Origin of the sequence: Desulfovibrio fairfieldensis, assembly GCF_001553605.1 — a bacterium.
Classification (GTDB): Bacteria; Desulfobacterota; Desulfovibrionia; order Desulfovibrionales; family Desulfovibrionaceae; genus Desulfovibrio; species Desulfovibrio fairfieldensis.
Window position 1 is genome coordinate 710869 of sequence record NZ_CP014229.1, and the last position, 25180, is coordinate 736048.

Annotated in this window: 24 protein-coding genes; 16 read left to right on the plus strand and 8 right to left on the minus strand. The window is 62.9% G+C overall.

What is annotated here, in order from left to right:
• Positions 1-618 precede the first annotated feature (618 nt).
• From AXF13_RS03080 to AXF13_RS03115, 8 genes are all read left to right on the plus strand, one after another.
• Positions 619-2478, plus strand: a complete 1860-nt coding sequence (locus AXF13_RS03080; RefSeq protein ID WP_062251599.1) for a sigma 54-interacting transcriptional regulator — start codon at positions 619-621, stop codon at positions 2476-2478.
• A gap of 247 nt (positions 2479-2725) precedes the next feature.
• Entirely contained in the window at positions 2726-3529 is an 804-nt protein-coding gene (locus tag AXF13_RS03085; protein WP_062251600.1) for a sulfotransferase-like domain-containing protein, read from the plus strand.
• A 250-nt stretch (positions 3530-3779) separates the two neighbouring features.
• Positions 3780-4607: an ABC transporter ATP-binding protein gene (locus AXF13_RS03090; RefSeq protein WP_083521932.1), complete on the plus strand. Its 828-nt coding sequence runs from the start codon at positions 3780-3782 to the stop codon at positions 4605-4607.
• Between the two features lie 27 nt (positions 4608-4634).
• Positions 4635-5444 (plus strand): ABC transporter ATP-binding protein, encoded by an 810-nt coding sequence (locus tag AXF13_RS03095; protein ID WP_062251602.1) that lies wholly within the window; start codon positions 4635-4637, stop codon positions 5442-5444.
• A 99-nt stretch (positions 5445-5543) separates the two neighbouring features.
• A complete protein-coding gene (locus tag AXF13_RS03100) occupies positions 5544-6326 on the plus strand; it encodes an ABC transporter permease (protein ID WP_062251603.1) in 783 nt (260 codons plus the stop codon).
• An 84-nt stretch (positions 6327-6410) separates the two neighbouring features.
• Complete coding sequence (locus AXF13_RS03105; RefSeq protein WP_062251604.1) at positions 6411-7430, plus strand: ABC transporter substrate-binding protein; 1020 nt, start codon at positions 6411-6413, stop codon at positions 7428-7430.
• Positions 7431-7515: 85 nt separating this feature from the next.
• Complete coding sequence (locus AXF13_RS03110) at positions 7516-7773, plus strand: CBU_0592 family membrane protein (RefSeq protein ID WP_062251605.1); 258 nt, start codon at positions 7516-7518, stop codon at positions 7771-7773.
• Between the two features lie 162 nt (positions 7774-7935).
• Positions 7936-8199 carry an RNA recognition motif domain-containing protein gene (locus AXF13_RS03115; RefSeq protein ID WP_062251606.1) on the plus strand — a complete coding sequence of 88 codons (264 nt, stop codon included), beginning with the start codon at positions 7936-7938 and terminating at the stop codon, positions 8197-8199.
• 76 nt (positions 8200-8275) lie between these two features.
• On the opposite strand, the gene AXF13_RS03120 is transcribed toward AXF13_RS03115, so the two are convergent.
• Positions 8276-8758 carry a hypothetical protein gene (locus tag AXF13_RS03120; RefSeq protein WP_150116059.1) on the minus strand — a complete coding sequence of 161 codons (483 nt, stop codon included), beginning with the start codon at positions 8756-8758 and terminating at the stop codon, positions 8276-8278.
• A 172-nt stretch (positions 8759-8930) separates the two neighbouring features.
• Here AXF13_RS03120 and hlyD point away from each other — a divergent pair, with 172 nt between their 5' ends.
• The 6 genes from hlyD to AXF13_RS03150 all read left to right on the plus strand — a co-directional run bounded on the left by hlyD (position 8931) and on the right by AXF13_RS03150 (position 19110).
• On the plus strand, positions 8931-9926 hold the full coding sequence (gene hlyD / locus AXF13_RS03125; RefSeq protein WP_062251608.1) for a secretion protein HlyD: 996 nt from the start codon (positions 8931-8933) through the stop codon (positions 9924-9926).
• Complete coding sequence (locus AXF13_RS03130; protein WP_062251609.1) at positions 9923-11737, plus strand: ATP-binding cassette domain-containing protein; 1815 nt, start codon at positions 9923-9925, stop codon at positions 11735-11737. The genes hlyD and AXF13_RS03130 overlap by 4 nt, the downstream gene beginning before the upstream one ends.
• A gap of 500 nt (positions 11738-12237) precedes the next feature.
• On the plus strand, positions 12238-12573 hold the full coding sequence (locus AXF13_RS03135) for an ArsR/SmtB family transcription factor (RefSeq protein ID WP_008686052.1): 336 nt from the start codon (positions 12238-12240) through the stop codon (positions 12571-12573).
• A gap of 27 nt (positions 12574-12600) precedes the next feature.
• Complete coding sequence (locus AXF13_RS03140) at positions 12601-16641, plus strand: MFS transporter (protein WP_062251610.1); 4041 nt, start codon at positions 12601-12603, stop codon at positions 16639-16641.
• 190 nt (positions 16642-16831) lie between these two features.
• A complete protein-coding gene (locus AXF13_RS03145; protein ID WP_062254694.1) occupies positions 16832-17959 on the plus strand; it encodes an ABC transporter permease in 1128 nt (375 codons plus the stop codon).
• 2 nt (positions 17960-17961) lie between these two features.
• On the plus strand, positions 17962-19110 hold the full coding sequence (locus AXF13_RS03150; RefSeq protein ID WP_062251611.1) for an ABC transporter permease: 1149 nt from the start codon (positions 17962-17964) through the stop codon (positions 19108-19110).
• Positions 19111-19228: 118 nt separating this feature from the next.
• Here AXF13_RS03150 and AXF13_RS03155 read toward each other — a convergent pair whose 3' ends face one another.
• On the minus strand, positions 19229-19924 hold the full coding sequence (locus tag AXF13_RS03155; protein WP_062251612.1) for a potassium channel family protein: 696 nt from the start codon (positions 19922-19924) through the stop codon (positions 19229-19231).
• A gap of 169 nt (positions 19925-20093) precedes the next feature.
• Here AXF13_RS03155 and AXF13_RS03160 point away from each other — a divergent pair, with 169 nt between their 5' ends.
• Complete coding sequence (locus AXF13_RS03160; protein ID WP_062251613.1) at positions 20094-20561, plus strand: hypothetical protein; 468 nt, start codon at positions 20094-20096, stop codon at positions 20559-20561.
• Positions 20562-20835: 274 nt separating this feature from the next.
• Here AXF13_RS03160 and AXF13_RS03165 read toward each other — a convergent pair whose 3' ends face one another.
• The 6 genes from AXF13_RS03165 to AXF13_RS03185 form a co-directional block, all read right to left on the minus strand.
• Positions 20836-21459 carry a flavodoxin family protein gene (locus AXF13_RS03165; RefSeq protein WP_008686042.1) on the minus strand — a complete coding sequence of 208 codons (624 nt, stop codon included), beginning with the start codon at positions 21457-21459 and terminating at the stop codon, positions 20836-20838.
• Between the two features lie 118 nt (positions 21460-21577).
• Complete coding sequence (locus AXF13_RS03170) at positions 21578-22414, minus strand: hypothetical protein (RefSeq protein ID WP_062254696.1); 837 nt, start codon at positions 22412-22414, stop codon at positions 21578-21580.
• Between the two features lie 26 nt (positions 22415-22440).
• Positions 22441-23316 carry a WcbI family polysaccharide biosynthesis putative acetyltransferase gene (locus AXF13_RS03175; protein WP_223299964.1) on the minus strand — a complete coding sequence of 292 codons (876 nt, stop codon included), beginning with the start codon at positions 23314-23316 and terminating at the stop codon, positions 22441-22443.
• Positions 23297-23728, minus strand: a complete 432-nt coding sequence (locus AXF13_RS03180) for a 6-pyruvoyl trahydropterin synthase family protein (protein WP_062251615.1) — start codon at positions 23726-23728, stop codon at positions 23297-23299. The genes AXF13_RS03175 and AXF13_RS03180 overlap by 20 nt, the downstream gene beginning before the upstream one ends.
• Positions 23725-23892: a hypothetical protein gene (locus tag AXF13_RS17005; protein ID WP_008686038.1), complete on the minus strand. Its 168-nt coding sequence runs from the start codon at positions 23890-23892 to the stop codon at positions 23725-23727. Before AXF13_RS17005 ends, AXF13_RS03180 begins: the two co-directional genes overlap by 4 nt.
• A 245-nt stretch (positions 23893-24137) precedes the next feature.
• Positions 24138-24596, minus strand: coding sequence for a hypothetical protein (locus AXF13_RS03185; protein ID WP_062251616.1), 459 nt, complete (start codon positions 24594-24596; stop codon positions 24138-24140).
• A gap of 136 nt (positions 24597-24732) precedes the next feature.
• Between AXF13_RS03185 and AXF13_RS03190 the strand changes: the two genes are divergently transcribed.
• Positions 24733-25179 carry a DUF6056 family protein gene (locus AXF13_RS03190; protein ID WP_062251617.1) on the plus strand — a complete coding sequence of 149 codons (447 nt, stop codon included), beginning with the start codon at positions 24733-24735 and terminating at the stop codon, positions 25177-25179.
• Position 25180 lies beyond the last annotated feature (1 nt).

Consider the following 25180-nt stretch of genomic DNA (forward strand, 5'->3'; position numbering starts at 1 on the left):
CCGCCGGCGCTGATCCCCGAACCCCTCCGGATTTTTCCGGAGGGGTTTTTCGTGCCGCGCGGACTAGAGCAGATTAACTTTGAAATTTTACAAATTTCAAAGTTAACATTCGGGCGAAAAACGTGGTTATCGTTGCTGTCGATCCCCGTATGGCTCCGTTGTCGCCAACGGGGACAGCCCTTCGGGCTGCCCGTCGGGTCGGTCTTCGCGGCGTGCCGCACCGTGTGCGGCGTTAGGGTCTGTTAACACTATAGAATTTTTGTTCGCCTGCAAGGAAGATAAACCTGCTTTGAGGGAGTGTACTCTTCTGGTACTCGACCGAAAAAGCAGGTGAAATCTGACGCGGCAGGAGGGCAAAAAGGCATAGCGTTAACAGGCCCTAGAGCGGTTTGCGCTTGAAATTATCGCTTAACGGCGAAGTAAATTCGCCTTGCGATACTTTCGCGGTACGGCTTTTCACGGAAAATCCGCACAGAGCGTTGAGATATTTTCAATATCAAAACGCTCTGTGCGTGGCGCTGGATTTGACCTCTGTATCTCTTTAATTGTATTATTTACATAATTATTATTCTATATATAAAGATGGTTTCACGCAGCGCACTGCGAACGGGGTGAGCCATGCACAGTAAAGAAATGTTGGAAAAGCGTATTTCCTATGAAAAAATGCTTGCCGAGATTTCTGAAATGGCCGTACGCGTCAATGATATGGACGCCTTTCTGCAACAGGCCTTACAGCGCATGGGTGTAACGCTGCATGTCAGCCGCGTGTTCATGTTCGGCTATCAGCATGAAGACCGCACCTTCGCCTGCCGCTGCGGCTGGGACGACCCGGAACTGGGCGTCAGGCGCGGTTCCGGGGGCATTGTGCTGCACATTCCCGACGCCGCCGGGGAGCTGACCTCCGGCACGGTGCTCAATTATCCTGATACGGCGACCATGCCCTTCAAAAACTACAGGGACCATCTGCTCGCCTCAGGGGTGAAATCCACCCTGAACGTGCCGCTTTTCGTCTACGGAAGCATGTACGGCTTCATCGGCTTTGACGAACACAGATTCCACCGCCAGTGGCACGATTCCGACCTCTACATTCTGACCACGGCGGCCCAGATCCTGTCGCGGGCCATTGAAAACAAGATTTACGAGCGTGAGCTCGTCGAAAACAAAAATCTGCTGGAATCCATTTTCGGCAGCGTACAGGACGCCATCATCACGGTGGACGCCTCTCTGCGCATCATCACCGCCAACCGCGCGGCCGCCGGCATCTGCCACAGGAATATCGCGGCGGGCAAGCGCTTTGATCTCTGCGCCAGCGATTGCACCAGGGCCTGTCTCGCCTTGCTCAAGGAAACCCTGCAGACACAGCGCAGCCTGCGCGACTCGCAGATCTGCTGTTTCCGGGGCGGAGGCAGGGAACAGATGGCGGCGGTCAACTGTTCCCCCCTGCTTAACGGCGAAGGCGGCTTTCTGGGCGGGGTTCTGGTCATCCGCGACATCACCCGCCTGGCTCGCCTGGAAAACGCCCTGCGCGAACGACGCAACTACCAGGGCATCATCGGCCAAAGCGAGAAAATGCAGAAAGTCTATGATTTGCTGCACACGCTGGCGGACATGAACACTACGGTGCTGATCACCGGCGAATCGGGCACCGGCAAGGAGAAAATCGCCCACGCCCTGCACTACGGCGGGCGACGGGCCGGGCGGCCCTTCATCCGGGTCAACTGCTCGGCCCTGGCCGAGAGCCTGCTGGAAAGCGAATTGTTCGGCCATGCCAAAGGGGCTTTTACCGGCGCGGACCGGGAGAGTGTGGGGCGTTTTGAGGCCGCCCACGGCGGCACCATTCTGCTGGACGAAATCGGCGACATTTCGCCGCTGATCCAGCTCAAGCTGCTGCGGGTACTGGAAGAAAAGGAGATCGAACGCGTGGGCGAAGCCACGCCCCGCAAGGTGGATGTGCGCGTTCTGGCCGCCACCCACCGCGATCTCAAAAAAGCCATTGCCGAGGGAACCTTCCGCGAGGATCTCTACTACCGGCTCAACGTCATGAACATCCGCATTCCGCCGTTGCGCGATCGGGTGGAGGACATTCCCCTGCTGGCGGAGCATTTCCGCCTCAAATTCAACGGCCAGTACGCCAAGTCCATTGCCGGGGTGTCCACGGAGGTCATGGAGATCTTCATGGGCCATCCCTGGCCGGGCAATGTGCGCGAACTGGAACACGTCATTGAGCGGGCCTTTGTGCTCTGCGGCGGGGAAATGATCCGGCCCGAGCATATCGCCCTGGAGGCCGCCGCGCGCCCGGCCCGGCGGGAGGAAACGGTCGCGGCGTCGCCCGCCGATGAAAAACAGCGTCTCCTGGTCGCGCTGGAAAAAGCCGCCTGGAATATCAGCAAGAGCGCCCGGCTGCTGGGCGTCAGTCGCTGGACCCTCTACCGCCGCCTGCTTCGCCATGGTCTGGAGCGGCCGGGCGAAGAACTGTAGCATTCGCACACTTTTGTTGCACCAAAAGTGTGCGGATTGCTACAGTCGCACAAGCATTGGTGCCGCGCTTTTTATCTTTATTTTATAATCCATTAAAATAACTAAATAATTTTTCAGTTCCAGGCCATGCTCCTGGCATGCTCCTTGCTCTTCCCCGTGCAGAGCCCGGCTGGCGGCATCGGTCCGGATTTTTATTCGCCCGCCTGATTCCGGAGCTCGTATTTACAGGAAACTTCAGGAGGCTGGCATGAACAGAATCATCGTCAATTGGATGTACCCGCGCTCGCTCACCACGGTCTTTATGCGGGCCATCACCAACCGGGGGGATTTCCACACTATTTTTGAACCCACTCTGCCTTTATACTGGCGCAACAGAAACGAGCCCGGCGTGCAGTCGCATCAGGACTATGAGGGCTGGCCCGTGGTCTATGAGGAAATCATCCGGAAGATCTACGGCATCGCGGAACAGACGCCCACCTTCATCAAGGAATGCCCCTACCACGCCATCGACAACTACCTGGCCGACGAAAATTATCTGCGCCGCTGCACCCACATGTTCCAGATCCGCAACCCCAAGTATGTGGTTCTGTCTTTCTGGAAGGTCATCGGTTCGCAACGCTCCATGCGTATTGAGGACATAGGGCCTCTAGCCTCGGACAGGGTCTTCAACCGGCTCAGCGAGCTGGGCCTGCATGCCCTGGACAACGGTAAAACCCCGCTGGTCATTGACGGCGACGACTTCCAGAACGACCCGGCGGGCATCATGGCCGCATGGTGCGAGGCCGTGGGCCTGGAATTCAAGCCCGAAACCCTGCGCTGGGTCCCGGAATGGCGTCCCGAATACGACCACTGCAAGGATTTTTACTACGATGTGAGCGGCAGCACCGGCATCCAGAAGAACATGGAGGCCTTCCTCTACGATGACAAGGTGGTGGACGCCATCTTCGAGGATCTGCCCATGCTCAAAATGCTCTACGAGCATTGCCTGCCGTACTACGAAAAGCTGCATCAGTATCGCCTGAAGCCCAAAAAAATCAGTGACAGTCTCTAAAAAGCGTCTTTTGTCCCCTGGACTGCGTCAACAGGCGGTTGCGGGCCAGGGCTGTACCATTAGAGTACTATCCCTGGCCTGCAACCGCCTGTTTCCTTGCCGGGAAACAAAATGCATCATTTTAGGGACTGCCCCTCGTCCGATCCGCTTACCTCGTTCCAGGAGGTGGAGCAGGGGGCGCAGAGCTTCTTCCCGCCATATTCCGTCCGGGCCCAGACCCGGCCGTGCCTGAACCATCAGGGGGAATGCCGTGGACACCAAGGAAGGACATCTGGAGATCATCAATGCGAGCAAGATCTACGATCCCGAGGGGGTCAATGTGCTCGCGGTGGACAATTGCAGTTTTGAGATCCGGGCCGGGGAATTTGTAGCCATTGTGGGGCCTTCGGGTTGCGGCAAAACCACGCTGCTGAACATGACCGCCGGTTTCGAGGACATCTCCAGGGGCGAGATCCGCATGGACGGCCAGGTCATTGCCGCGCCGGGCCGCAGGCCGCAGCCGGGCCCGGACCGGGTGGTGGTCTTTCAGGCCGGGGCCCTGTTCGACTGGATGACAGTGCGGCAGAACATCATGTTCGGCCCGCTGTCCACCGGCGCCATGAATGAGGCCCAGGCCAAAGCGCGGGCCATGGAGCTGATCCGCATGGCCGGGCTGAAAGGCTATGAGGACGCCTACCCCATCCGCATTTCATCGGGCATGAAGCGGCGCGTGGAAATTCTGCGGGCCCTGATCAATGAACCCAAGACCCTGCTGCTGGACGAGCCCTACCGGGCCATGGACGCCATCACCAAATCAGTGATGCACCAGTTTCTGCTGGATATGTTCGACAGGGTGCACAAGACCGTGCTTTTCATCACGCATGACCTGGATGAGGCCATCTATCTCTCGGACAAGGTGGGCATCATGACCACCCGGCCGGGCCGTTTCAAAAAATGGATTCATGTGGATCTGCCCCGGCCGCGTACTTTCGGCACCAAGAAGATGCCGGAATTTCTCGATTACAAACGCCAGACCATCGAAGCGGTGCGGGAGGAAGCCCGGAAATCCTTTGAGCGCGGCGAGCGCGAGGGCGCGTAACCTGCGGGAACAAGCGGAGGAAAAGCCATGTCGGATGCGGCTCAGGCGGCGGCGACGCCGGCCATCATGCGGGTTGACCATGTCAGCGTCAGCTTCGGCGATAGGAAAATTCTGGACGATCTGTCCTTCAGCATGGAAGAGGGAAACTTCACCTGCATCTGCGGCCCGTCGGGCTGCGGCAAAACCACCATCATGTCCGTACTGGCCGGTTATCTCGCGCCGCAGAGCGGCTCCTGCCTCTTCGACGGGCAGCCGGTCAGCGGGCCCAGCCCGGACCGCCTGGTCGTCTTTCAGGAAAATACGCTCTTCCAGTGGATGACCCTCTGGGACAATACCCTGTTCGGCCCGCGTATTCAGGGCAAAAACCTGAAAGAAGCCGGGGAAAAGGCCAGGGAGCTTATTCACCTTACCGGTCTGGACGGCTTTGAGGGCAAGTTCCCCGGCCAGCTTTCCGGCGGCATGCAGCGCCGGGCCGAGTTGATCCGGGCCCTGATCAACGAGCCCAGGATTTTGCTCATGGACGAGCCGTTCCGGGGCCTGGACGCCATGACCAGGGGCATGATGCAGGAATATTTTCTGCGGGTTTTTGAAAGCACGCGCATCAGCATGCTGCTGATCACCTCGGAGCTGGATGAGGCCGTGTTCATGGGCGACGTGCTCTATCTCTTGTCCACCATGCCCACGGCCATCAAGAAAGAAATGCGCGTGGATCTGCCCCGGCCGCGCCTGGTGGAGCACCAGACCTGCCCGGAATTCGCGGAGATTCAGGGCGAAGCCTTTGAGGTGTTGGAGTCCGAGGCGCTGAAATCCTTCGAGCATGTTCCCGGCGGGCGCTGAGCCCCGGGGAAGGGCGGTTGCAATCTGTCCGCTCCGGGCTTGGCTCGCCGCCTGCCCGGACGGCAAAATCTGACAAGCTGCGGCGTTGCGGAGGTAGCTATGAGCGGCACGCGTTTCAAGTTCAGGGTGGAAAACTGGATCACCCTGGCGACCCTGCTGATTATTTTTCTGGCCTGGTATGAAGTGACCCGCCGGGGCGTTGTGCCCAAAATTTTCATCCCCTCGCCCTATGATGTCTGGCAGGGATTTGAGGAAACCATTTTCCAGGGCTACCATGGCCGAGGGCTTTTCTACCACTGCATGGTCAGCCTGGGCCGGGTGCTGCTGGGCTGGCTGGCCGCCTGCGTGATCGCCATCCCCCTGGGCCTGGCCATGGGCCTGAGTTCCAAGGTGCGGGCCGTATTCGACTATCTCATCGAGTTCTACCGTCCGCTGCCGCCTCTGGCCTATTACACCCTGCTGGTGCTCTGGTTCGGCATCGGTGAATTTTCCAAGATTCTGCTGCTCTTCCTGGCGGCCATTCCGCCCCTGACCATCGGCGCGGTGGAAGGCGTCAAGGAGGTCGGCCCTTCGGTGATCCAGGCCGCGCGCTCCCTGGGCGCGGACAGCCGGCAGGTCTTCTGCAGGATCATTCTGCCCGCCACCACCCCGGCCATCATCACCTCCATGCGCATCAGCCTGGGCTTTACCTACACCGTGCTGGTGGCCGCCGAAATCGTGGCCGCCACGGAGGGCATCGGCTGGATGGTCTGGGACGCCAGCAAGTTTATGCGGTCGGACATCATTTTTGTGGGCATCATCACCATGGGCGTCACCGGCATCGGCCTGGACGCCTGCCTGCGCTTTGCGGCGAAGCATCTTCTGCGCTGGAAGCGGCAGTAGCGCCTGTTTCCCTGCCGAAAAACAAAATCCGTCTGTAAAGGTCACGCGGACATTCATGCACATAAACCTATCGGGAGTACTGCCATGAAGAAATTCATTTGCCTGGCGTTCCTGGCGCTGTTCGTTGTGTCGGCCGCTCAGCCGCTTCAAGCGGCGGACAAACCGGAAAAGGTGCGCATCGGCTATCTCTCCCTGGTCAACGGGCAGCTTCTTTCCAAGTACCTGCAACTGCATGAGAAAGAAATGGGCGTACCCGTGGAGTGGTTCCGCTTCAATTCCGGGCGGGACGTCAACACGGCCATGGCCTCCAAAAGCATCGACTTCGGCAATGTGGGCCTGCCCCCGGCCACGATCGGCCTGGCCGGAGGCATGAACTACTGGGGCATCATGAACGCCAATGTGCTGGGCGCGGTGGAATCCCTGGTGGTGCGCAAGGACATCAACAGTCTCAAGGATCTGGAGGGCAAGACCGTGGTGGCCCCCTTCGGCTCCACCACCCACTATCTGCTGATCAAAGCCCTGCGCGAGGCCGGGGTGGACATGGGCAAGGTCAAGATCATGGACATGGCCCCCGGCGAAGCCCTGGCCCCCTTTATTCGGGGCGACATCGACGCCGCCTATATCTGGGAGCCCGGCCTCGGCCTGGTGGTGCAAAACGGCGGCAAGATCCTGCTGACCAGCGAGCAGATGGCCGAAAAGGGGCATCTGACCTGGGATGTGATCAGCGTACAACCGGAATTTGCCCGGAAGTATCCCGAACTGGTCATGAAGTTCATCAAAAGCGAACTGGCGGCCATGGAGTACTGGCGGGAGCACCCGGAAGAGGCGGCAAAAATCATTGCCAAGGAGCTGGGCGGCATTTCCGTGGAGGACGCCGAGCGCATGATGGCCGGGACCCGGCTCATCGGCCTGGACGAGCAGCTGAGTCCCGCTTTCCTGGGCACCAGCGCCCACAAGGGCCGGTCGGCCGGGGATATCATAAATGTGGCCGCCTTCCTGCTGGAACAGGGCCGTATCAAGAATGAGGTGCCGCGACAGAAGGCCGAGGACTTCCTGCATCCGGAATTCCTTGAGGCCCTGCGCGACGGACGGAATATAAAGTAAACCCTCCTCCGGACGCCGGAACGCGGCGGGCGGTTGCCGTCCCCGCGTTCCGGCGGGACAGGAGAGAGCGGAGCGCGAGGTTGTCATGCATTATGCCTTTCATGATTTTATCGGCAATATCGGCCTTGTCCTGTTGTTGGGAACCTATCTGCTGCTGCAAATGGGCAAAATCGACAGTACACGGCCGCTCTATTCTCTGCTCAATGCGCTGGCCGCGCTGCTGATCGGCGTTTCCCTGCTTTTCGCCTTCAATATGTCCGCTTTTCTGGTGGAGGCCTTCTGGTTCGTGATCAGCCTGTACGGCATCATCAACTGCCTGCGCCGTCGGTCGGCCCGACAGTGAAAAAAAGAGCATATCACAAAAAAAACTTGACCCGCTTTCCATCCGCATGTATATTCCCGCCGTTGATTGATTGGGCGTACGTATTTCTTTTTTGCCAGAGACTTTGCATGGGTAAGGCTTCAAGCGGAAAGTGTACATCCCCGTAACGTTTGGAGTTTTACCATGGCTACTTCTATCTATGTCGGTAATCTGTCTTTTTCCAGCACCCAGGCCGGTCTTGAGAATCTTTTCTCCCAGTACGGCACGCCGCTGTCCGTGAATCTGATCATGGACCGCGTCACCGGTCGCCCGCGCGGCTTCGGTTTTGTGGAAATGGAAGAGGGCGACGCCCGCAATGCCATCGCCGGTCTCAACGGCGTGGAATTTGAAGGCCGTACCCTGCGCGTCAACGAAGCTGAAAAGCGTCCCGCGCCCCGCCGCTGGTAAGCCTGTTCCCAAAGTAATCTCAAAGGCCGTGGATTTTTTCCACGGCCTTTTCTTTGTTTTTGAGGGAGAATGCCGTTCAGCGCGGCAGCAGGGCGGGATATTTTTTGCTGCGCAGGCCCGCCAGCAGGGCCTCTGCCGGGGCCGCCCCGCCGGAGCGCAGCACGGCGAGATAGAGCCCGGCCTTGCGGTCCGCGCTGACGACGCAGGCCGTGTCCACGCCCTGGACGTCCTTGCCCGCGAACAGCCAGCGCCCGTTCAGGCGGCGCGCGGGTTCAGGCACGCCCGTGGCCGCGCGCAGCAGGCCGGCTACGTCGGCGGCGTCCGGCGGCCCGGCGGTTTTGCCCACCAGAATGCTCACCTGTGAACCGGCCTCGGCGTTGCGCAGGCTCAGCACCCAGGTTCCGCCCAGTCGGCGGGGCTCTTCAACCTGCCAGCCCGGCGGAATATCAAGTTCAAACCAGCCGAAGTCTTGTGCTGAAGCCGGTATGGCGGCCGACAGAAGCAGCAGCATGCCCGACAGGCGGAAGAAGGGGCGAATTTCGCGGAAAAGAGGAATCATGGAGGGCAGCACAGCATGCCCGGCTTGCGCTGTCAAGGACGGAAACCGGGCGCGCGGCTGGACGCTCCCTGTTTCCGGCGTTATATTTCGGAAAAGCGGGCCGACGCCCCGCCATACCGCCATCCGGGCACGGAAGGCGGCAGCGTTAATTATATTATCCGGGATAAAAGGCATGCATATTCCCCGTAAAATACAAGTCATTGCCGTTCTGGCCATTCTGGCCGGGGCCGGGTTCCTGGCCTGGCACCTGTTCGGAGCGCGGCAGAGCGGCGATCTGACCCTGTACGGCAATGTGGATATCCGGCAGGTGGATCTGGGCTTTCGCGTGGGCGGGCGTATCGCCGCGGTGCTGGTGGATGAAGGCGATGCGGTGAGCGAGGGCCAGCCCCTGGCCCGGCTGGACGATGATCTGCTGCGCCAGCAGCGGGACCAGGCCGCCGCCAAACTGGCCGGGCAGAAGGCCGATCTGGCCCGCCTGGAACGCGGCTACCGCGTGGAGGAAATCGCTCAGGCCCGCGCCTCGGTGGTGGCAGCCACCGCCGTGGCGGAAAATGCGAGCATCAATCTGAAGCGCGTCGCGGCCATGCGCGCCTCCAATGCCATTTCCCAGAAGGAACTGGACAACGCCCGCGCGGCGGAGCGGGAGGCGGCGGCCAAGCTGCGTTCGGCCCAGGACCAGCTGGATATGCTTACCTCCGGCTACCGCGAGGAGGACGTGCTGGCCCAGCGCGCCGCCGTGGCCGCTGCGGACGCCGAACTGAACCACGCGGAAATCCAGGTGCGCGACGCGGTGCTCGCCGCGCCGCAGAAGGGCATTATTCTGACGCGCGCCCGCGAGGCCGGGGCCATTGTCCAGGCGGGACAGACCGTCTACACCCTCACCCTGACCAATCCGGTCTGGCTGCGGGCCTATGTGGACGAACCCAATCTGGGCAAGGTCAAGCCGGGCATGTCTGTGCGCGTGGCCGTGGACGCCGCGCCGGGCAAGACGTTCCCCGGCACGGTGGGCTTTATTTCGCCCACGGCCGAGTTCACCCCCAAGACCGTGGAAACCCGCGAAGTGCGCACGGCTCTGGTCTACCGTCTGCGTGTCCAGGTTGAGGATCCGGAAAACGTCATGCGCCAGGGCATGCCCGTGACCATTACCCTGGAGCCGGTGACGCCATGAGGCCCGCCGTCGGGCCCGCCACGCCGGAAAAGCCGGGGCCGGACGAACCAGGCATCGCGGTGCGCCTGGAAGATCTGGGCATGAGTTTCGGCAAGGGCGCAACGGCGGTGGAAGCGCTCAAAGGCATCGACGCGCGTATTCCCGCCGGGCGGATCACCGGACTGGTGGGGCCGGACGCGGCGGGCAAGACCACCCTGATCCGCATTCTGGCCGGCCTGATGCAGCCCACCGGCGGCCGGGCTCTGGTGTTCGGCCGCCCGGCCATGGAGCTGGCCCGGCGCGAGCCCAACAGCATCGGCTACATGCCCCAGCGCTTCGGCCTGTATGAAGATCTCACGGTCATGGCGAATCTGCGCCTGCACGCCAGCCTGCGCGGGCTCACGGGCCAGGCCCGGGACGAACTTTTTGCCAGGCTGCTGGGCTTTACCTCTTTGGGACCGTTCACCGAACGGCTGGCCGGGCGGCTTTCCGGCGGCATGAAGCAGAAGCTGGGCATTGCCTGCGCCCTGTTGGGCTCGCCGCGCCTGCTTTTGCTGGACGAGCCGGGCGTGGGCGTGGACCCGCAGTCGCGCCGTGAACTCTGGAGCATGGTGCAGGAACTGAGCCACGGCGGCATGACCGTGATCTGGTCCACCGCCTATCTGGACGAGGCCGCGCGCTGTCCCGGCGTGATCATGCTGGACGCGGGCAAGGTGCTTTTTGCCGGGCCGCCGGAGGATCTGACCCGACGGGCCGAGGGCAGGGTGTTTCTGCTGCGCGGCGCTGCGGACAAGCGGGGCCGGGAGCGCGGCGGGGGGCACCGCGAGGCCCTGGCCCGCTGGAGCATGCGCCCCGGCGTGGAGGACGCCCTGATTCAGGGCAGCCGTCTGCGTCTGGTGCTGGCCGCCGACGCGCCCGCCGCCCTGCGCGAGGAGGTGCTGGCCCAGGGCGGGGAACCCACGCCCCCGGATCTGGAAGACGCCTATATGAGCGCCGTGGGCGGCATCAACCAGAAGCCCTCGCCTTACGGCCGTATTGCCGTGAATCACGGCCACGGCCCCCGCGAATCCGGGGACGCGGCGCGGCCGCGCATCGCCGCCCACAAGCTGACCAAAAAATTCGGGGACTTCACGGCAGCGCATGAAATCAGCTTTGAGGTGCGGGCCGGTGAGATCTTCGGCCTGCTGGGGCCCAACGGCGCGGGCAAGTCCACCACTTTCCGCATGCTCTGCGGCCTGTCCCGGCCCACTTCGGGCGACTGCGCGGTGGACGGCGTGGATCTGCTCAGCGCGGGCAGCGCCGCGCGTTCGCGCCTGGGCTATATGGCCCAGAAATTCTCGCTCTATCCCGACATCGCGGTGAAGGACAATATCAGCATTTTCGCGGATCTCTACGGCCTGGACAAAAAACGCCGGGACGAACTGCTGCCCGTGCTGGCCGAGGCCCTGGAGCTCAAGGATTTTCTGCGCAGCCGCACCGGGGCCCTGCCGCTGGGCCTGAAGCAACGCCTGGCGCTGCTCTGCGCCACCCTGCACGAACCGCCGGTGCTTTTTTTGGACGAACCCACCTCCGGAGTGGACGCCCGCACCCGGCGCGACTTCTGGAAACACATCCTGGCCATGACCTCGGCCGGGGCCGCCGTGCTGGTGACCACCCACTTCATGGAAGAAGCCGAATACTGCGACCGTATCGCCCTGATCTACCGGGGAGCCATGATCAGCGTGGGCACGCCGGACGAACTCAAGGCCTCGGCCACGGGCCTCACCGACCCCACGCTGGAGGAAGCGTTTATCGCCAGCATTGAGCGCTATGACAAGGAGCATCCCCTGTAGCGCCGCAGGCGGAGCCGGGTACAGAAAAGACGTGATGTGCATCCACGGCTTTCGCACTATGCCCTTCACGCTTTTTAGAGTGCTTTGATATTGAAAATATATCAACGCGCTAGGGCCTGTTAACGCTATGCCTTTTTGCCCTCCTGCCGCGTCAGATTTCACCTGCTTTTTCGGTCGAGTACCAGAAGAGTACACTCCCTCAAAGCAGGTTTATCTTCCTTGCAGGCGAACAAAAATTCTATAGTGTTAACAGACCCTAGTGCCATATCGTAGTATATTGCCGCTTCCAGTAAAAGGCTGTTCCTCATGGAGCGGCCTTTTCCAGTCTCCGGGATACCTCCTCTCTCCCTCACGGCGGCGCATCTCCCGACCGCGTGAGGAGCCGGGCATCCGGGTGATCTTCGTAATAAAACTATAAAACTAATTTTTTAGTTGACAATTAAAAACTAGTTTTATAGTTTTTTCTTGACAGCAGCCGGACGGCTTCCCTATGACAGGGCATGAACACGCAATATCTGCAAACCCTGCCGGATGACTGGGAAGCCGTGGCCCGGGTATTTTCGGCCCTTGGCGACGCCACGCGGCAGAAAATTCTGCTCCTGTTCGAACCGGGGGAGAGCATCAGCCTCAAAAGTCTGACCGAACTCCTGCCCCTGAGCCGGACGGCCGTGACCCACCATGTGACCACCCTGGTGCGGGCCGGACTGCTGCAACCCTCGAAACGAGGGCGGGAAGTCTACTACAGTCTTGATCTTGAACTGGCTATTGAGGCCCTGGACAAGGTCAGAACCTATGCGGCGGAGATGCTGGCGGCTTCCGGGGAACAAATGCCCTGAGCCCGCCTCTCCGCGGAGGGAAAGCGGATGGCAGGCGTTTTGTTGAAGCAGGCGGCGGCTCTGGGGGCCAGCTACACGCTGGGCACGTTCAACGACAACTTTTTCAAGCAGGCGGCCCTGCTGCTGGCGGTCAGCCTGGGCTACAGCGGCTTTCAGGCCTGGGGCACGTTTCTGTTCGCCCTGCCGTTCGTGCTGTTTTCCGCCTGGGCCGGCTGGCTGGCCGACCGCTTCCCCAAGAAGTATCTGGTGACGGCGGCCAAGTGCCTGGAACTGGCCGCCATGCTGGCCGGGGCCTGGGGCATTCTGTCCCTGAACTGGACAGCCATGCTGCTTATGCTGTTCTGCATGGGGGCCAGCTCCACCCTGTTCAGCCCGGCGCTCAACGGCTCCATCCCCGAAATATTTCCGCCTCACAGCGTGCCGCGCGTCAATGCGCTGTTCAAGCTCTTCACCACGGCGTCCATTTTGCTGGGCGTGATGCTGGCCGGAGCGGCCCTGGACAGGCAGTGGGTGGATACCCTGATTCCTTTCGGGCGCTGGCTGGTGGCCGTGGGCGTGGTGCTGGTGGCCGTGCTGGGCCTTGCCGGGGCGGCCCTGGTTCCGTATCGTCCGGCCGTGCCCTGCCGTGAGCGCCCGCCTTTCCCCTGGCTGGGGACCTGGGATTCCCTGAACGATTTTCTGCGGCTGCGGCGGGACCGGGCTCTGGCCCTGGTTATCGCGGCCGATGCCTTTTTCTACTTTATTTCCACTCTGGTGCTGTTGGAAATCAACGCCCTGGGCGTGCGTGAGCTGGGCTTCAGCAAAACCGTCACCAGCCTGTTGCCCACGGCTCTGATGCTGGGCATCTGCGCCGGTTCGCTGCTGGCCGCGCGCGGCACGCCCCGGAGCTGGCGGCGCTGGCTCGTGCCTTCCTGCTGCGGCATCAGCTGCGCCCTGCTGGCGGCGGGCTTCGCGCCGCAGCTGCCCCAGGGCGCGCGCTTCTGGAGCCTGCTGCTGATGTACGGCGCGGCGGGCATGTGCGGCGGCCTGTATCTGATCCCCGTGTCCAGCTTCATTCAGGTGCGCCCGGCTCCCGAGGAAAAGGGCCGCGTGCTCGGCACGGACAACTGCCTGGTGTTTTCCGGCATTCTTCTGGCCAGCGCCGTGTACTGGGGCCTGGAATTCTTTGCGCCCTCCACGGGGCACATGATCCTGGGCGGCATGGCTCTGGCGGCGGCCGTCTGCCTGGCCTGGGGGCTGCGTTCCCTGCCCGCTCCCGATGGCAGCGAGCCTTCCGGCGAACCGGAAACGGCGGAGCGGGGCGGCATGCCGCCCGCGTCCGGCTCGGAAAAGCGCAATAGCGGCGGGCGGGCCTTGGACATTCTGGCCGCCCTGCTGCGCGGGCTGTTGTCCCTGCGCTACCGTGTGCGCGTGGACGGTCTGGAAGCTGTGAGCGCCGCCAACGACGACCGGCCCATTCTGTTCATGCCCAACCATCCGGCTCTTATGGACCCCGTGCTGGTTTACAGCCATTTGATCGCCTTCCGCCCCCGGCCCCTGGCCGACGAGTGGCAGATCAGCCGCCCCCTGGTGCGCCGCATCGCGCCCCTGGCCCGGCCCGTGCCCCTGCCCGATCTGCGGGCCCAGGGCCGCACTGCGCGCGGAGCCGTGCTGGAGGCCCTCACGCGTTGCGCCGAGGCGCTCAAGGCCGGCGACAATCTGCTGTTTTACCCGGCTGGCGGCCTCAGCCGTGACGGACAGGAGCATCTCGGCGCCAACAGCGGGGCGCACTGGCTGTTGCAGCAGGTTCCCCACTGTCGGGTGGTGCTGGTGCGCAGCCGGGGCCTCTGGGGCTCCTCGTTCAGCCATGCCGCGGGGAAGCATCCCGACATGCTGCGCGGTCTCGCGCGCGGCGCGCGGCGTCTGCTCTGCAATCTGCTTTTCTTCATGCCCCGGCGCGAGGTGCGCATCAGCCTGCATGAACTGCGGGACCTGCCCGCCGCCGAAGGCGGAGCTCCGGCCCTGAACCGGATCCTGGAGGCCTGGTACGACGCGGAACCGGAAGAAGCCAGGGCCGTGCCCTATTATTTCTGGCAGGGCGACGCGCCCCGGCCCCTGCCGCGCGTGGAAACGGAAGCCGGTTCCGTCCGGAATCCGGCGGACGCGCTTCACAGCGTGGACAGGGTCGTGCGTGAACAGGTCTATGACATCCTGGCGGACAGCGCCGCCGTGGAGGCGGACCCGGCCTCCCTGACGCCTGAAACGCGGCTGGCGGCGGATCTGGGCATCGACAGCCTGGCCCTGACCGAGTTGAGCCTGAAGCTGGAGGACGTGGCCGGGCACAGCGTGAGCCGCCTGGACCTGCTGCTCACTGCCGGGGATTGCGCGCTGGCCGCCGCCGGGCTGCTGGAGGACGGCGAGGACGCGGCCCCCGCGCCCGAAGGCTGGGCCGCGGACGCTTCCCATACTCCGGCCCGGCGTCTGGACGTGCCCGACGCCCCGCATCTGCCCCTGGCGATTCTGCGCCAGGCCCGGCGCAGCCCCACGAGCCTGATCCTGGCCGACGCTGGCGGCGCTGTGAGCTGGCGCGAGTTCTGGACGCGCGCCCTGGCTCTGGCCTTGCTGCTGCGCCGCCGTTGCGCCGGGCAGGAGCGCGTGGGCGTGATGCTGCCCGCTTCCGGAGCGGCGGCTATGAGCTGGCTGGCCGTGCTGCTGGCCGGAAAGACGCCGGTGATGTTCAACTGGACCACCGGCCCGGCCAATTTCAGCCATTGCGCGCGGCTGGCGGAAGTCCGGACCATTCTCACGGCCCGGCAACTGCTGGAGCGTCTGGACGGGCAGGGCTTTGACGCCCATGCGGCGGCGCGGGCGGGCGCGACGTGGCTCTGCCTGGAGGACGCGGCCGCCGCCATGCCCTGGGGGCTCAAGCTCGCGGCCTTGGTGCGCGGCCGTCTGGCCCTGCTGGGCTGGGAGCGGGCGGCCATGCCGGGCCGCATGGCCGAAACGGCGGCCGTGCTGTTCACCTCCGGTTCCGAGACCGCGCCCAAGGGCGTGCCCCTGAGCCATGCCAATATTCTGGCCAATTGCCGGGACATCGCCGCGGTGCTTTCCGTGACCGGGCAGGATCGTATGCTGGGCATGCTGCCGCCTTTCCATTCCCTGGGGCTCACCGGCAATATCGCCATGCCGCTGTGCTTCGGCCTGCCCGTGGTTTTTCACCCCAATCCCACGGAGGCGGCCCGCCTCAACCGTATCTGCCGCCGCTGGCGGCCCACGCTCACCGTGGCTCCGCCCACGTTTCTGGACGGCATGCTGCAACAGGCCGCGCCCGGCGATCTGGCCTCGCTGCGTCTGGGTTTTGTGGGTGCGGAAGCCTGCCCGCAACGGATTTATGACGCCTTTGCGGCGCAGAGCGGCGGGGTTTTGTGCGAAGGCTACGGCGTCACCGAATGCGCTCCGGCCGTCAGCGTCAACCGCCCTGAAGATCCCGTGCCCGGCAGCATCGGCCTGCCCCTGCCTTCGGTGGAAGTGGCCCTGGTCAGCACCCAAGGCCCCCTGCGCCGGGTGGCCGGGGGCGAGGCGGGCATGCTGCTGGTGCGCGGCCCCAATGTCTTTGCGGGGTACCTGGCCGGACCGGGGCAGACGCCGCCTGATCCCTTTGTGGCGTTTGAGGGCCTGCGCTGGTACCGCACCGGCGATCTCGTCCGGGCCGACGCCCAAGGGCGTCTGACCTTTGCCGGGCGCCTGGGCCGTTTTGTGAAGCTCGGTGGAGAAATGATTTCCCTGCCGCAGATGGAAAATGCCCTGCTGGACTATCAGGCCCGGCGCGACGCCGCAACGCCGCATCTGGCCGGTGAGAGCGGTCCGGCTCTGGCCGTGGAAAGCGTGGAGCGCGACGGCCTGCCGGAAATCGTGCTGTGCAGCGCCGTGCCCTTCACCCGTGAGGAGGCCAATGCGGCCCTGCGCGAGGCCGGGCTGTCCGCCCTGTATGTCGTGCGGCGCGTGTTGCGGCTCGAGGCCGTCCCGGTGCTGGGCACGGGCAAGACCGACTATCGCGCGCTCAAGGCGCTGGCGGCGGACGGGGAGTGACGAATGCTTCTGTCCCGGATTCGGTTATGGGGCGGCCCCGGCTTATTGCGGTCGGGGCCGCACAGCCTCTTGAAGACGGCGGCGATTCGGTCTACCACAAGAAAGGGCAGGCATTCCGCCCGTGGCGGAGTGCAATATGGGGGCGCGGACGGGAGGCGTGAACAGGCCGGTGGAGAGGCGCGGTAAAAGCATGAAGCGGAATCTCTGGCTGCGCCAGCTTATGGCCCTGATGAGCAAGGAATTTCAGCAGATCGCGCGCGATCCCTCATCCTACCTGGTGGCCGGGGTGCTGCCGCTGATCTTTCTGCTGCTGTTCGGTTTCGGCATCACGCTGGACGCGGGCATTCTGCGTCTGGCAGTGCTGGACCAGAGCGGCGGCAGCCGTTCCCTGACGCTGGCGGCGGATTTCGCCCACTCGCCCTGGTTTGAAACCCGTCCCGTGGGCAACATGGAGCAGGGCGCGCGCCTGATGCGCGATTCGGACGTGCTGGGCATTCTGGTCATCCGCCAGGATTTCGACCAGGAGCTGGCGCGCGGCGGCGCGGGCAGCCTGCAGCTTCTGGTGGACGGCTCCGAGCCGAACACTGCCCAGTTCATCCAGAGCTACAGCCAGGGCCTGATCTCCAACTGGCAACGCACCTCCCTGCCCGGCGGCACGGCCCTGGAGCCGCCCGTCAATCTGGAAACGCGTTTCTGGTACAATCCCACGGCCAAGAGCGTGCAGTTCCTGGTGCCGGGAGCCATTACCGTCATCATGACCCTCATCGGCACCCTGCTGACCTCCCTGGTCTTTGCCCGCGAATGGGAGCGGGGCACCATGGAGGCCATGTTCGCCACGCCCGTGAGCCGCATGCAGTTGCTGCTGGGCAAGCTGATCCCCTATTTCTGCATGGGCATGTTCAGCATGGCGCTCTGCGCTGTGGCCGCGGTGACGTTGTTCGCCGTGCCTTTCCGGGGTTCGCTCTGGGCCTTGCTGCTTCTGTCCTCGGTGTTCATGCTCAGCGCTCTGGGCCAGGGCCTGTTTATTTCCGTGAGCCTGCGCGGCCAACTGGTGGCGGCCGAGGCCGGGCTGTTTTCCGGCTTTCTCCCGGCCCTGCTGCTTTCGGGCTTTGTTTTCGACATCAACAGCATGCCGCCCATTCTCCAGGCTATCACCAAACTGCTGCCCGCCAGCTATTTCAACACCTGCCTGCGGACCATCTTTCTGACCGGCGACGTCTGGAGCATCTTCGGGCCGAGCCTGCTGTTCATGGGCCTGCTGGCCGCCGTGCTGCTGGGCCTGGTGTATAAAAATCTCGTCAAACGTCTGGATGTCTGAATATGGCTTTTTTCGAGCTTCCCCGGCTGAACTGGCGGCGCGTGGTCACCATCGTGCGCAAGGAACTGCTGGTCCTGCTCTGCAACCGCGTTTCGCGCGTCCTGATCATCGTGCCGCCTCTGATGCAGATCGTGATTTTCGGCTGGGCCGCCACCATGGAGGTGCGCAATGTGGACGTGGCCGTGCTGGATCACGACAACGGGCGTTGGAGCCGCGAGATCGTCCACCGCCTGGAGGGCTCGCCCACCTTCCGCAGCGTGCGTTTTCTCCCGGCGGAGGAGAGCATCCGGCCCGTACTGGAAGGGCAGCGGGCGCTCTTCATCCTGGTGTTTGACCAGGAATTTTCCCGCCGAGTGGACAGAGGCGAATCCGCCCAGGCACAGGTGATTCTGGACGGGCGGCGCTCCAACGCGGCCCAGATCGCGGCCTATTACCTCAACCGGATCATCGAGGGCATGGCTGGGGACACGCCGCTGGGTCGGGCCGCGGCCACGGCGGCGGCCAGCGCGCCCCGCCTGGACGTGCGGATGCGCTGCTGGTTCAACCCCAACCTGGAATTTCAGTGGTTTTTTCTGCCCAATCTCATCGGCATGCTCAGCCTTATGCTGGGCCTGGTGGTCACGGGCCTGTCCGTGGCGCGCGAGCGGGAGGTGGGCACCTTTGACCAGCTTCTGGTTTCTCCGGCCACGCCCACGGAAATCGCCCTGGCCAAGCTGGTGCCGGGCTGCATTGTGGGTCTGGTCCACGGCACCATCTTTCTGCTGATCACGGTCTTCGGCTTCGGCGTGCCCTTCACGGGCTCCGTGGCCCTACTCTACCTCGCCATGCTGATCTTCGCCGTGGCTTCGGGCGGGGTCGGGCTGATGGTCTCCTCCCTGTCCTCCACCCAGCAGCAGGCCTTTCTGGGGGCCTTCACCGTGGGCGTGCCCTGCATTCTGATTTCCGGCGCGGTGACGCCCATCATCAACATGCCGGTCTTTTTGCAGCACGCCAGCCAGCTCAACCCCCTGCGGCACTTTACGGTCATCAGCCAGGGCGTCTTTCTGAAGGACATCACCTTTGCGGCGGCGGCCTTGAGCCTGGGCAAGATCACCCTGATCAGCATGGCCACCGTGGGCGTGGCCGTGTGGATGTTCAAGCGCCGGACGTAAGCGGCCGCAAAAGCGCGCAGGGTCGGCTTCGCCCGGCCGGTAGAGCATCACCGGCCGGGAGGCCGCGTCCGGCGCTGTGCTCTGCTGTCCTCCTGAAGTACGGTCGGCAGGGCGCGGATCAGGAATTTCCCGTTTCCCCGTTGCCGTTTTTCTTTTTGGAGCGCGTTGCCTCGCCCACGATGGTGGCGATGACCACCAGGGAATAGATGTAGGCCGTGAAAGCCACCAGCACCGTGGCGTTTTTGGCGATCCAGGTGTGTGGGGTAATGTCGCCGTAGCCCACGGTCAGAATGGTGACGTAGCTGAAGTAGAACAGGTCGTTCATGGCCTGCACGCCCTGGCCCAGGCCGTTGAAGGAGCCGGGTTCGTGGAATTCAATGGTCAGGAAGATGTAGAAGCCGCAATAGCCGATGAGCAGCAGGCCGCAGACAGCGGCGTAGACGATCTTGGTAGTGATGAGATGGGCGCGGTAGATCTGCCGGAAGACTTCCAGCATGACGCTGCCGAAAAAGCAGATATAGAGCAGCAGCAGCTCGTTCTGGATATTTTTGATGAAAAAAAGATCCAGAGCCCGGCAGATCACCAGCAGCACGGCGAAAAGCAGCACCAGGCGCAGGAGATTGCGTTTGGATTCAAACAGCACTGTGGCGGCCAGGAGCTGGAAGGGCAGGTACACGGCCTGGGCCATGCCGCCGTAAATGTTGTCTGGGAAGAAGATATTCAGTACAAACACGCAGAGAAGTGAGGCCATGAGCAACTCGAAACGGTAGGAGTAGAGCTTGGCCCGAAAGGTCGGAAGAGTAGTTTTGTTCATAATTATGCCTCGTGAATCTGGCTGTGCATGGTACAAGGCTTGCCGGAAGGGGGCAAGTTTTTCGCGGGCCGCGCGGCAGGTGGCGGCGCGGAGGCCGCGAAGCGGTTTTTGTCATAACGCTGATGCGCGTATTGCCGCGTGTGGTTACGAATACGAACAGGGAGTTGTCATGAAAATAGTCGCGCGTGTCGTCCTTTTGCTGGCCCTGCTGCTGCCCGCTTTTGCCGGGCGGATTTCCGCGGCGCCGCTGACCACCAAGTATTACAGCCTGGATCTGCCGCCGGACTGGGTAGTGGTCAACGGCCCCACGAAACAGAATGACGCGGTGCAGGTGTTGCTGGGCCAGAAGGACCATAAAACCTCGGCGGCCATCATTGTGGGGCCCGCCAAGCCGGGCGACGCCGAAAAAGCGGCTGAAGCCGGTTCCCAGCGCCTGAAAGGCAGCAAGCCCGTGGCCCGCGACGGCCAGTTGCAGTTCAGCTTTGAACAGAAGGGCATCAAGGGCTACAGCGTGGTGCGTGAAGACCCGATTTCCAAACTGCTGCTGGTGCTCATCGTCAGCGGCGACGTGCGGCAGGCGGATTTCATCTATAAAATGCGCGGGCCGTATAAGGCGTTGATGCCTCATCAACCTTAGGGCCTGTTAACGCTATGCCTTTTTGCCCTCCTGCCGCGTCAGATTTCACCTGTTTTTTCGGTCGAGTACCAGAAGAGTACACTCCCTCAAAGCAGGTTTATCTTCCTTGCAGGCGAACAAAAATTCTATAGTGTTAACAGACCCTAGAGCGGTTTAACTTTTGAGTTAATCTGCTCCAGGGACTGTCGCTGAAAAGCGGAGAGCTGTTCTGAGCGCGTCAACGCGCCCCATCCGGCCGGATGAGGCGCGTTGACGTTTCTTGAGAAAAAGGCGCTCAGCGAATGAAGTTGGTGGCTTCCCAGGGTTCCGGCGTGGGATGGTCGATCCCGGCGGCCTTGCCCGCGGCAATGCATTTGACCAGCCAGGCCATGTTGTCGCCTAAAGTGCGCATGATCTGGAGGCCTTCCTTGTCCTGGAGAGCCTGTTCCGCCGTATTGCCGTGGATGGAGTTCCAGTATTGGGAAGAGACCACGGGCATGCGGGCGATGGTGAAGTATTTGTTCAACCGGTCGAAAGAGGCGCTGGCCCCGCCCCGGCGGCAGCTGACCACGGCAGCCGCGGGCTTAAAGGCGTACGGCGCGGATTTCATGTAGAACACCCGGTCCAGAAAGGCGCACAGGGTGGCGTTGGGCCCGGCGTAATAGACCGGCGAACCCACCACCAGGGCGTCGGACTCGCGCAACAGGTCAATACCCTCATTGACGGGATCGTCCGTAAAAATACAGCGTCCGGTCTCCGCGCATTTGCCGCAGGCGATGCAGCCGCGCACGGCTTTATGCCCGATGTGGAGCATTTGGGTGGAAAGGCCGTGTTTTTCCAGCTGCTTCGCCACCGTTGACAGGGCCGTATAGGTACAGCCCTTGGGGTGCGGACTGCCGTTGATCAAAAGAACCTTCATGAAAATCTCCTTGCAATAGTGCTGGTATGGGCGTTTGCGCCTGTCCATGGGAAACGGTCCGCATATGGATTGTGAACCGGCGCTCAGTTTACGGAATGGCGGGCCAAGGAGCAAGGCGTCAGTATGTGTAGTCCCAGGCTTGGGTCCAGGGACCGCTGTGGGGGATGCCTTCAACCACGCGGCAGCTTTCGGGCTGCCGGGCGGCGCGGCAGAAGCCCGCGCTGAGTTCCGGCGGCATGGCCTTGTCGCCCCGGCTGCTCAGATGGCGCTGGGGCAGGCCGTGCAGGGCCGGGGCCACGGCAAAGGGCTCCAACGATTCCGAAAGCGGGCTCAGCCTGTGCAGGCCGGTCCAGGCCGAGAGATGCAGATTGCCCGCCACGCTGCCCAGAAAAACCACGTCCCGCCTCCGGGCCGCCAGCAGGGCCGCCGCGCCGCCTCCGCCGGAAAAGCCCACCAGCGCCACGTGTCGCGCGCCGCTGTGGGCCTTTGCCGCACTGACGGCGGCATCCAGGCTGCTGATGACCTCCTCGCTCAGGCGGGCGGAAGTCCAGTAGCGCGTGGCGCAGTGGCGCAGGACCTCGCCCCGCGCGTACTGGCAGGGCCGGGCCAGATAGAGCAGAGGCGCGGGCGAGGGGTCGGCCAGGGCCAGGCGCAGACCCACGGGATTATGCGGCGTGGGGTCGGCGGAAGGCCGGGTGCGGCTTTGCCAGGCATGGCCGTCGCCCTCGATGTAGACGCGCAGCACATCCCCGGTGCCGGGCCGGAACTGGCCGTAGAGGATAAAATACGGCGTGGGATAGAGCGTTTCGGCAAAGCCTCGGGACGCGCCCAACGCGCGGGCCGCCTGCCGGGAATCGCCTCCGGCGCAGGCATGAAGCTGGAGCAGAGCGAGCAGAAACAGGCAGAGCGCCGCCCGAAGCGGAGCATGCGGATGCGGCGGGCGGGCGGCGGGCATGGCTGACACGGGGCGCGACCGGGGCCTCAGGCCGTCCGCTTGGCGCATCCGGGCGGCAGGTTGCGCAGCAGGGTCAGCAGGTCGTCCACCCCGTGGCGGCGGCAGGCCAGATAGCAGGAAGTGTATTCCCGATGGGTAAGCCGGGCGGCGAAGGCCGGGTATCGCCGGTCGCGGTGGGCAAAGGGCAGGCCCAGCAACGGTCCCAGCGCGGGGTGAATGGGCAGCCAGAAATCTTCCTGCGGATGGATGTAGGCGCGGCGTGTTTCTTCCGGCAGGCCGCCCAGGCCCAGCAGGCGCAACAGGCTGTCCGCCACATGAAAAAGCAGGCTTCTGCCCGGATGGTTGACGGTGATGAAGAGCTGTTCCTCACGCCAGCGTTCACGCACGAGGGGGGCGCAACGAATAAGAGCATCCGCCTCCTTGCCTTCCTCCCGCGCCAGGGATGCTTCGGCCACGGCGGCCACATCGCCCAACAGGGCCGGATCGCCGCGCAGATAGAGGTTCAGGGCTTCTTCGGGCGCAAGGCCCTGAGACAGCAAGCGTTCCAGCAGGCTGTCGGCAAAGTCGATGCCCTGTGCCGCATTGGTCCAGAACGGCCAGTAGCCCTTGAAAAAAAGGTTGGGAATTTCAATACGCGGGCAGGCGGCGGGCAGGCGCGGCAGCATCTGCTCCGTGGACAGCGTACCCCAGCGCGGGGCCAGACGCTGATACAGAAAGAGCGCGCATTGTTCCAGATCCGCTTCGGCGATGCTTTGGCGGGTGTAGTTTAGATATTGCCGGATGTGGAAATGCCGGGCGAACGCCGGGGCGGTTTCCAGCAGGGGGCGCAGGGCGTCGCCCTGGCAGTTGGCGTGCAGGAGGCAGAGGGCCTGGGGCATGGCATCAGCGGACCGGAGGGTCACCCTCGGCCCACTCCAGATATGTGGCGCTCTGGCTGCCCTTTTCCGACACGCTCACGCTGACCAGACGCACGGCGCGGGCCTGCGGGTCCGGGCTTTCGGCCAGACGGGCGGCCACGTTCCGCCAGATGTGGCGGGAAAGATTTTCCGAGGAGGGGTTGATGCGGTCAAAGGGCGGCGTGTCGTTGAGCACGCAGTGGTCCAGCTCGCGCAGCGCATCCTTGAGCGCAGTTTTCAGAACCTTGAAATCAAGCAGCAGTTCGGTGCCCGGCGTAAGATCGCGGCCCTCCACACAGAGCTCCACGCCGAAGTTGTGACCGTGCAGGCGTTCGCACTTGCCCTGATAGTGGCGCAGGGCATGCCCTGCGGAAAATTCGTCGCGCACCGTAAGGCGCCAGCAATGCCGTACTGTCATGAGACAATCCACCAGACCACCAGGGCCGAAATAAAGACAACAAGAATCGCCAGAACGATGCGGACGTTCTGGTTCCATTCAAAGCCGGAAATTTCATCCTCCAGATCGGGATCGCCGGTGGAGGGAGGGCTGAACATGCGTTGCAGCCAGGATGTAAAGGACATGCTTTTTCCACAGGATGGTTTGCACAGCGCGCGTTAGGCTTATAACATATCAAGTGGCCGTTTTTTGTCAAAAGGCCGTATCCGCCTCCATGCCGCAATGGCCTCCACCACATCCCGGGGCGAGAGGCCGCGCTGTTCCGCATGGTCGCGCACCCGCGCCCATGTCCACACTTCAGTCCGCCTGTCCAGAAGCTCCCTTGCCGCGTGGGGAGAAATTTCTCCCTGTGTGATTCTGGAAAAATCCTTCAGGGAAATTTCCCTCTCTTCGGGCGCCGGCCCTCCCTGGGCAGACAGCATTGCCTCCACAAGCACGGCATCGTCATTGCGAAGCAGAAGCAGGGCCTGGGCGGCGTCTTCCCAATCAGGGCCAGGCCCTCATATCCCAGTTCCCCCACGCCGCGCACCAGCCAGCGAATGCGCAGTGGAAGCGTTGCGAAACGGTTGGCCACCGCCGTGATGGAAGCGGCGTCGTAATGCCCGGCACGTGCCTGCAGGCAATGGATCCGCGCCGGATCAAGGCGATAGCGCTCATCCAGGGACAGGGCGGCCCGCAATCTGGGGAGGGCCGTGTCCGGCATAGCCCGGCGTCCGCTGAAGGCCGAAATCATGTTAGGGCGGCTCAGTCCGATCTTTTCGGCCAGCTTGTTCCTGTTCAGGCGCTCCAGCGCTACAAGATCCCCCAATGCCGCCAGCAGTTCTTTCATTGCCGCAGATTGCCATGAAACTTTATGAAACACATTGATACATTAAAAGTTTCATATATAAATTGGCCTGCCCCCGGCCTTGAGGCAATGGTGCGGATGCAATGAGGAGGCTCCTGTGTAGTCTGGATATGTCCCTGTGTTGGGGGCCGCCATAGGTATCACGGCGGTGATGGCTTTTTTTTGCGCCATGACGCCCTGGGGCTATGATGATTTCAATTATGGGGCGGGTGACGGCGGCCCGGGAACCATGTTCGCGGCCCAGATTCAGGAGTACAGGAGCTGGAGCGGGAAATTCGCAGGGCACTTTATGGCGCGTGTGCTGTTGCACGGGCCCGCCTGGCTGCATCCGCTGCTGACGTCCGTCATTTTCACGGACCTTGTTTTTTCCGGGGTGCTGCTGAGTCTGGGGGTGGGTTGGCGCGAGAAAATCCGCCAGACTCGGGAGACTGTGGAGAAACGCGGTCATGCGTTTTCCGGATTCATTCCCGTATTCTCCGCCGGTGGAATAGACCGGTTTTCGGTATGTCCACACGTCGTTGTGGCGGCGATTCAGGAGTGCATGAATTATAGCGATATTGTCTGAA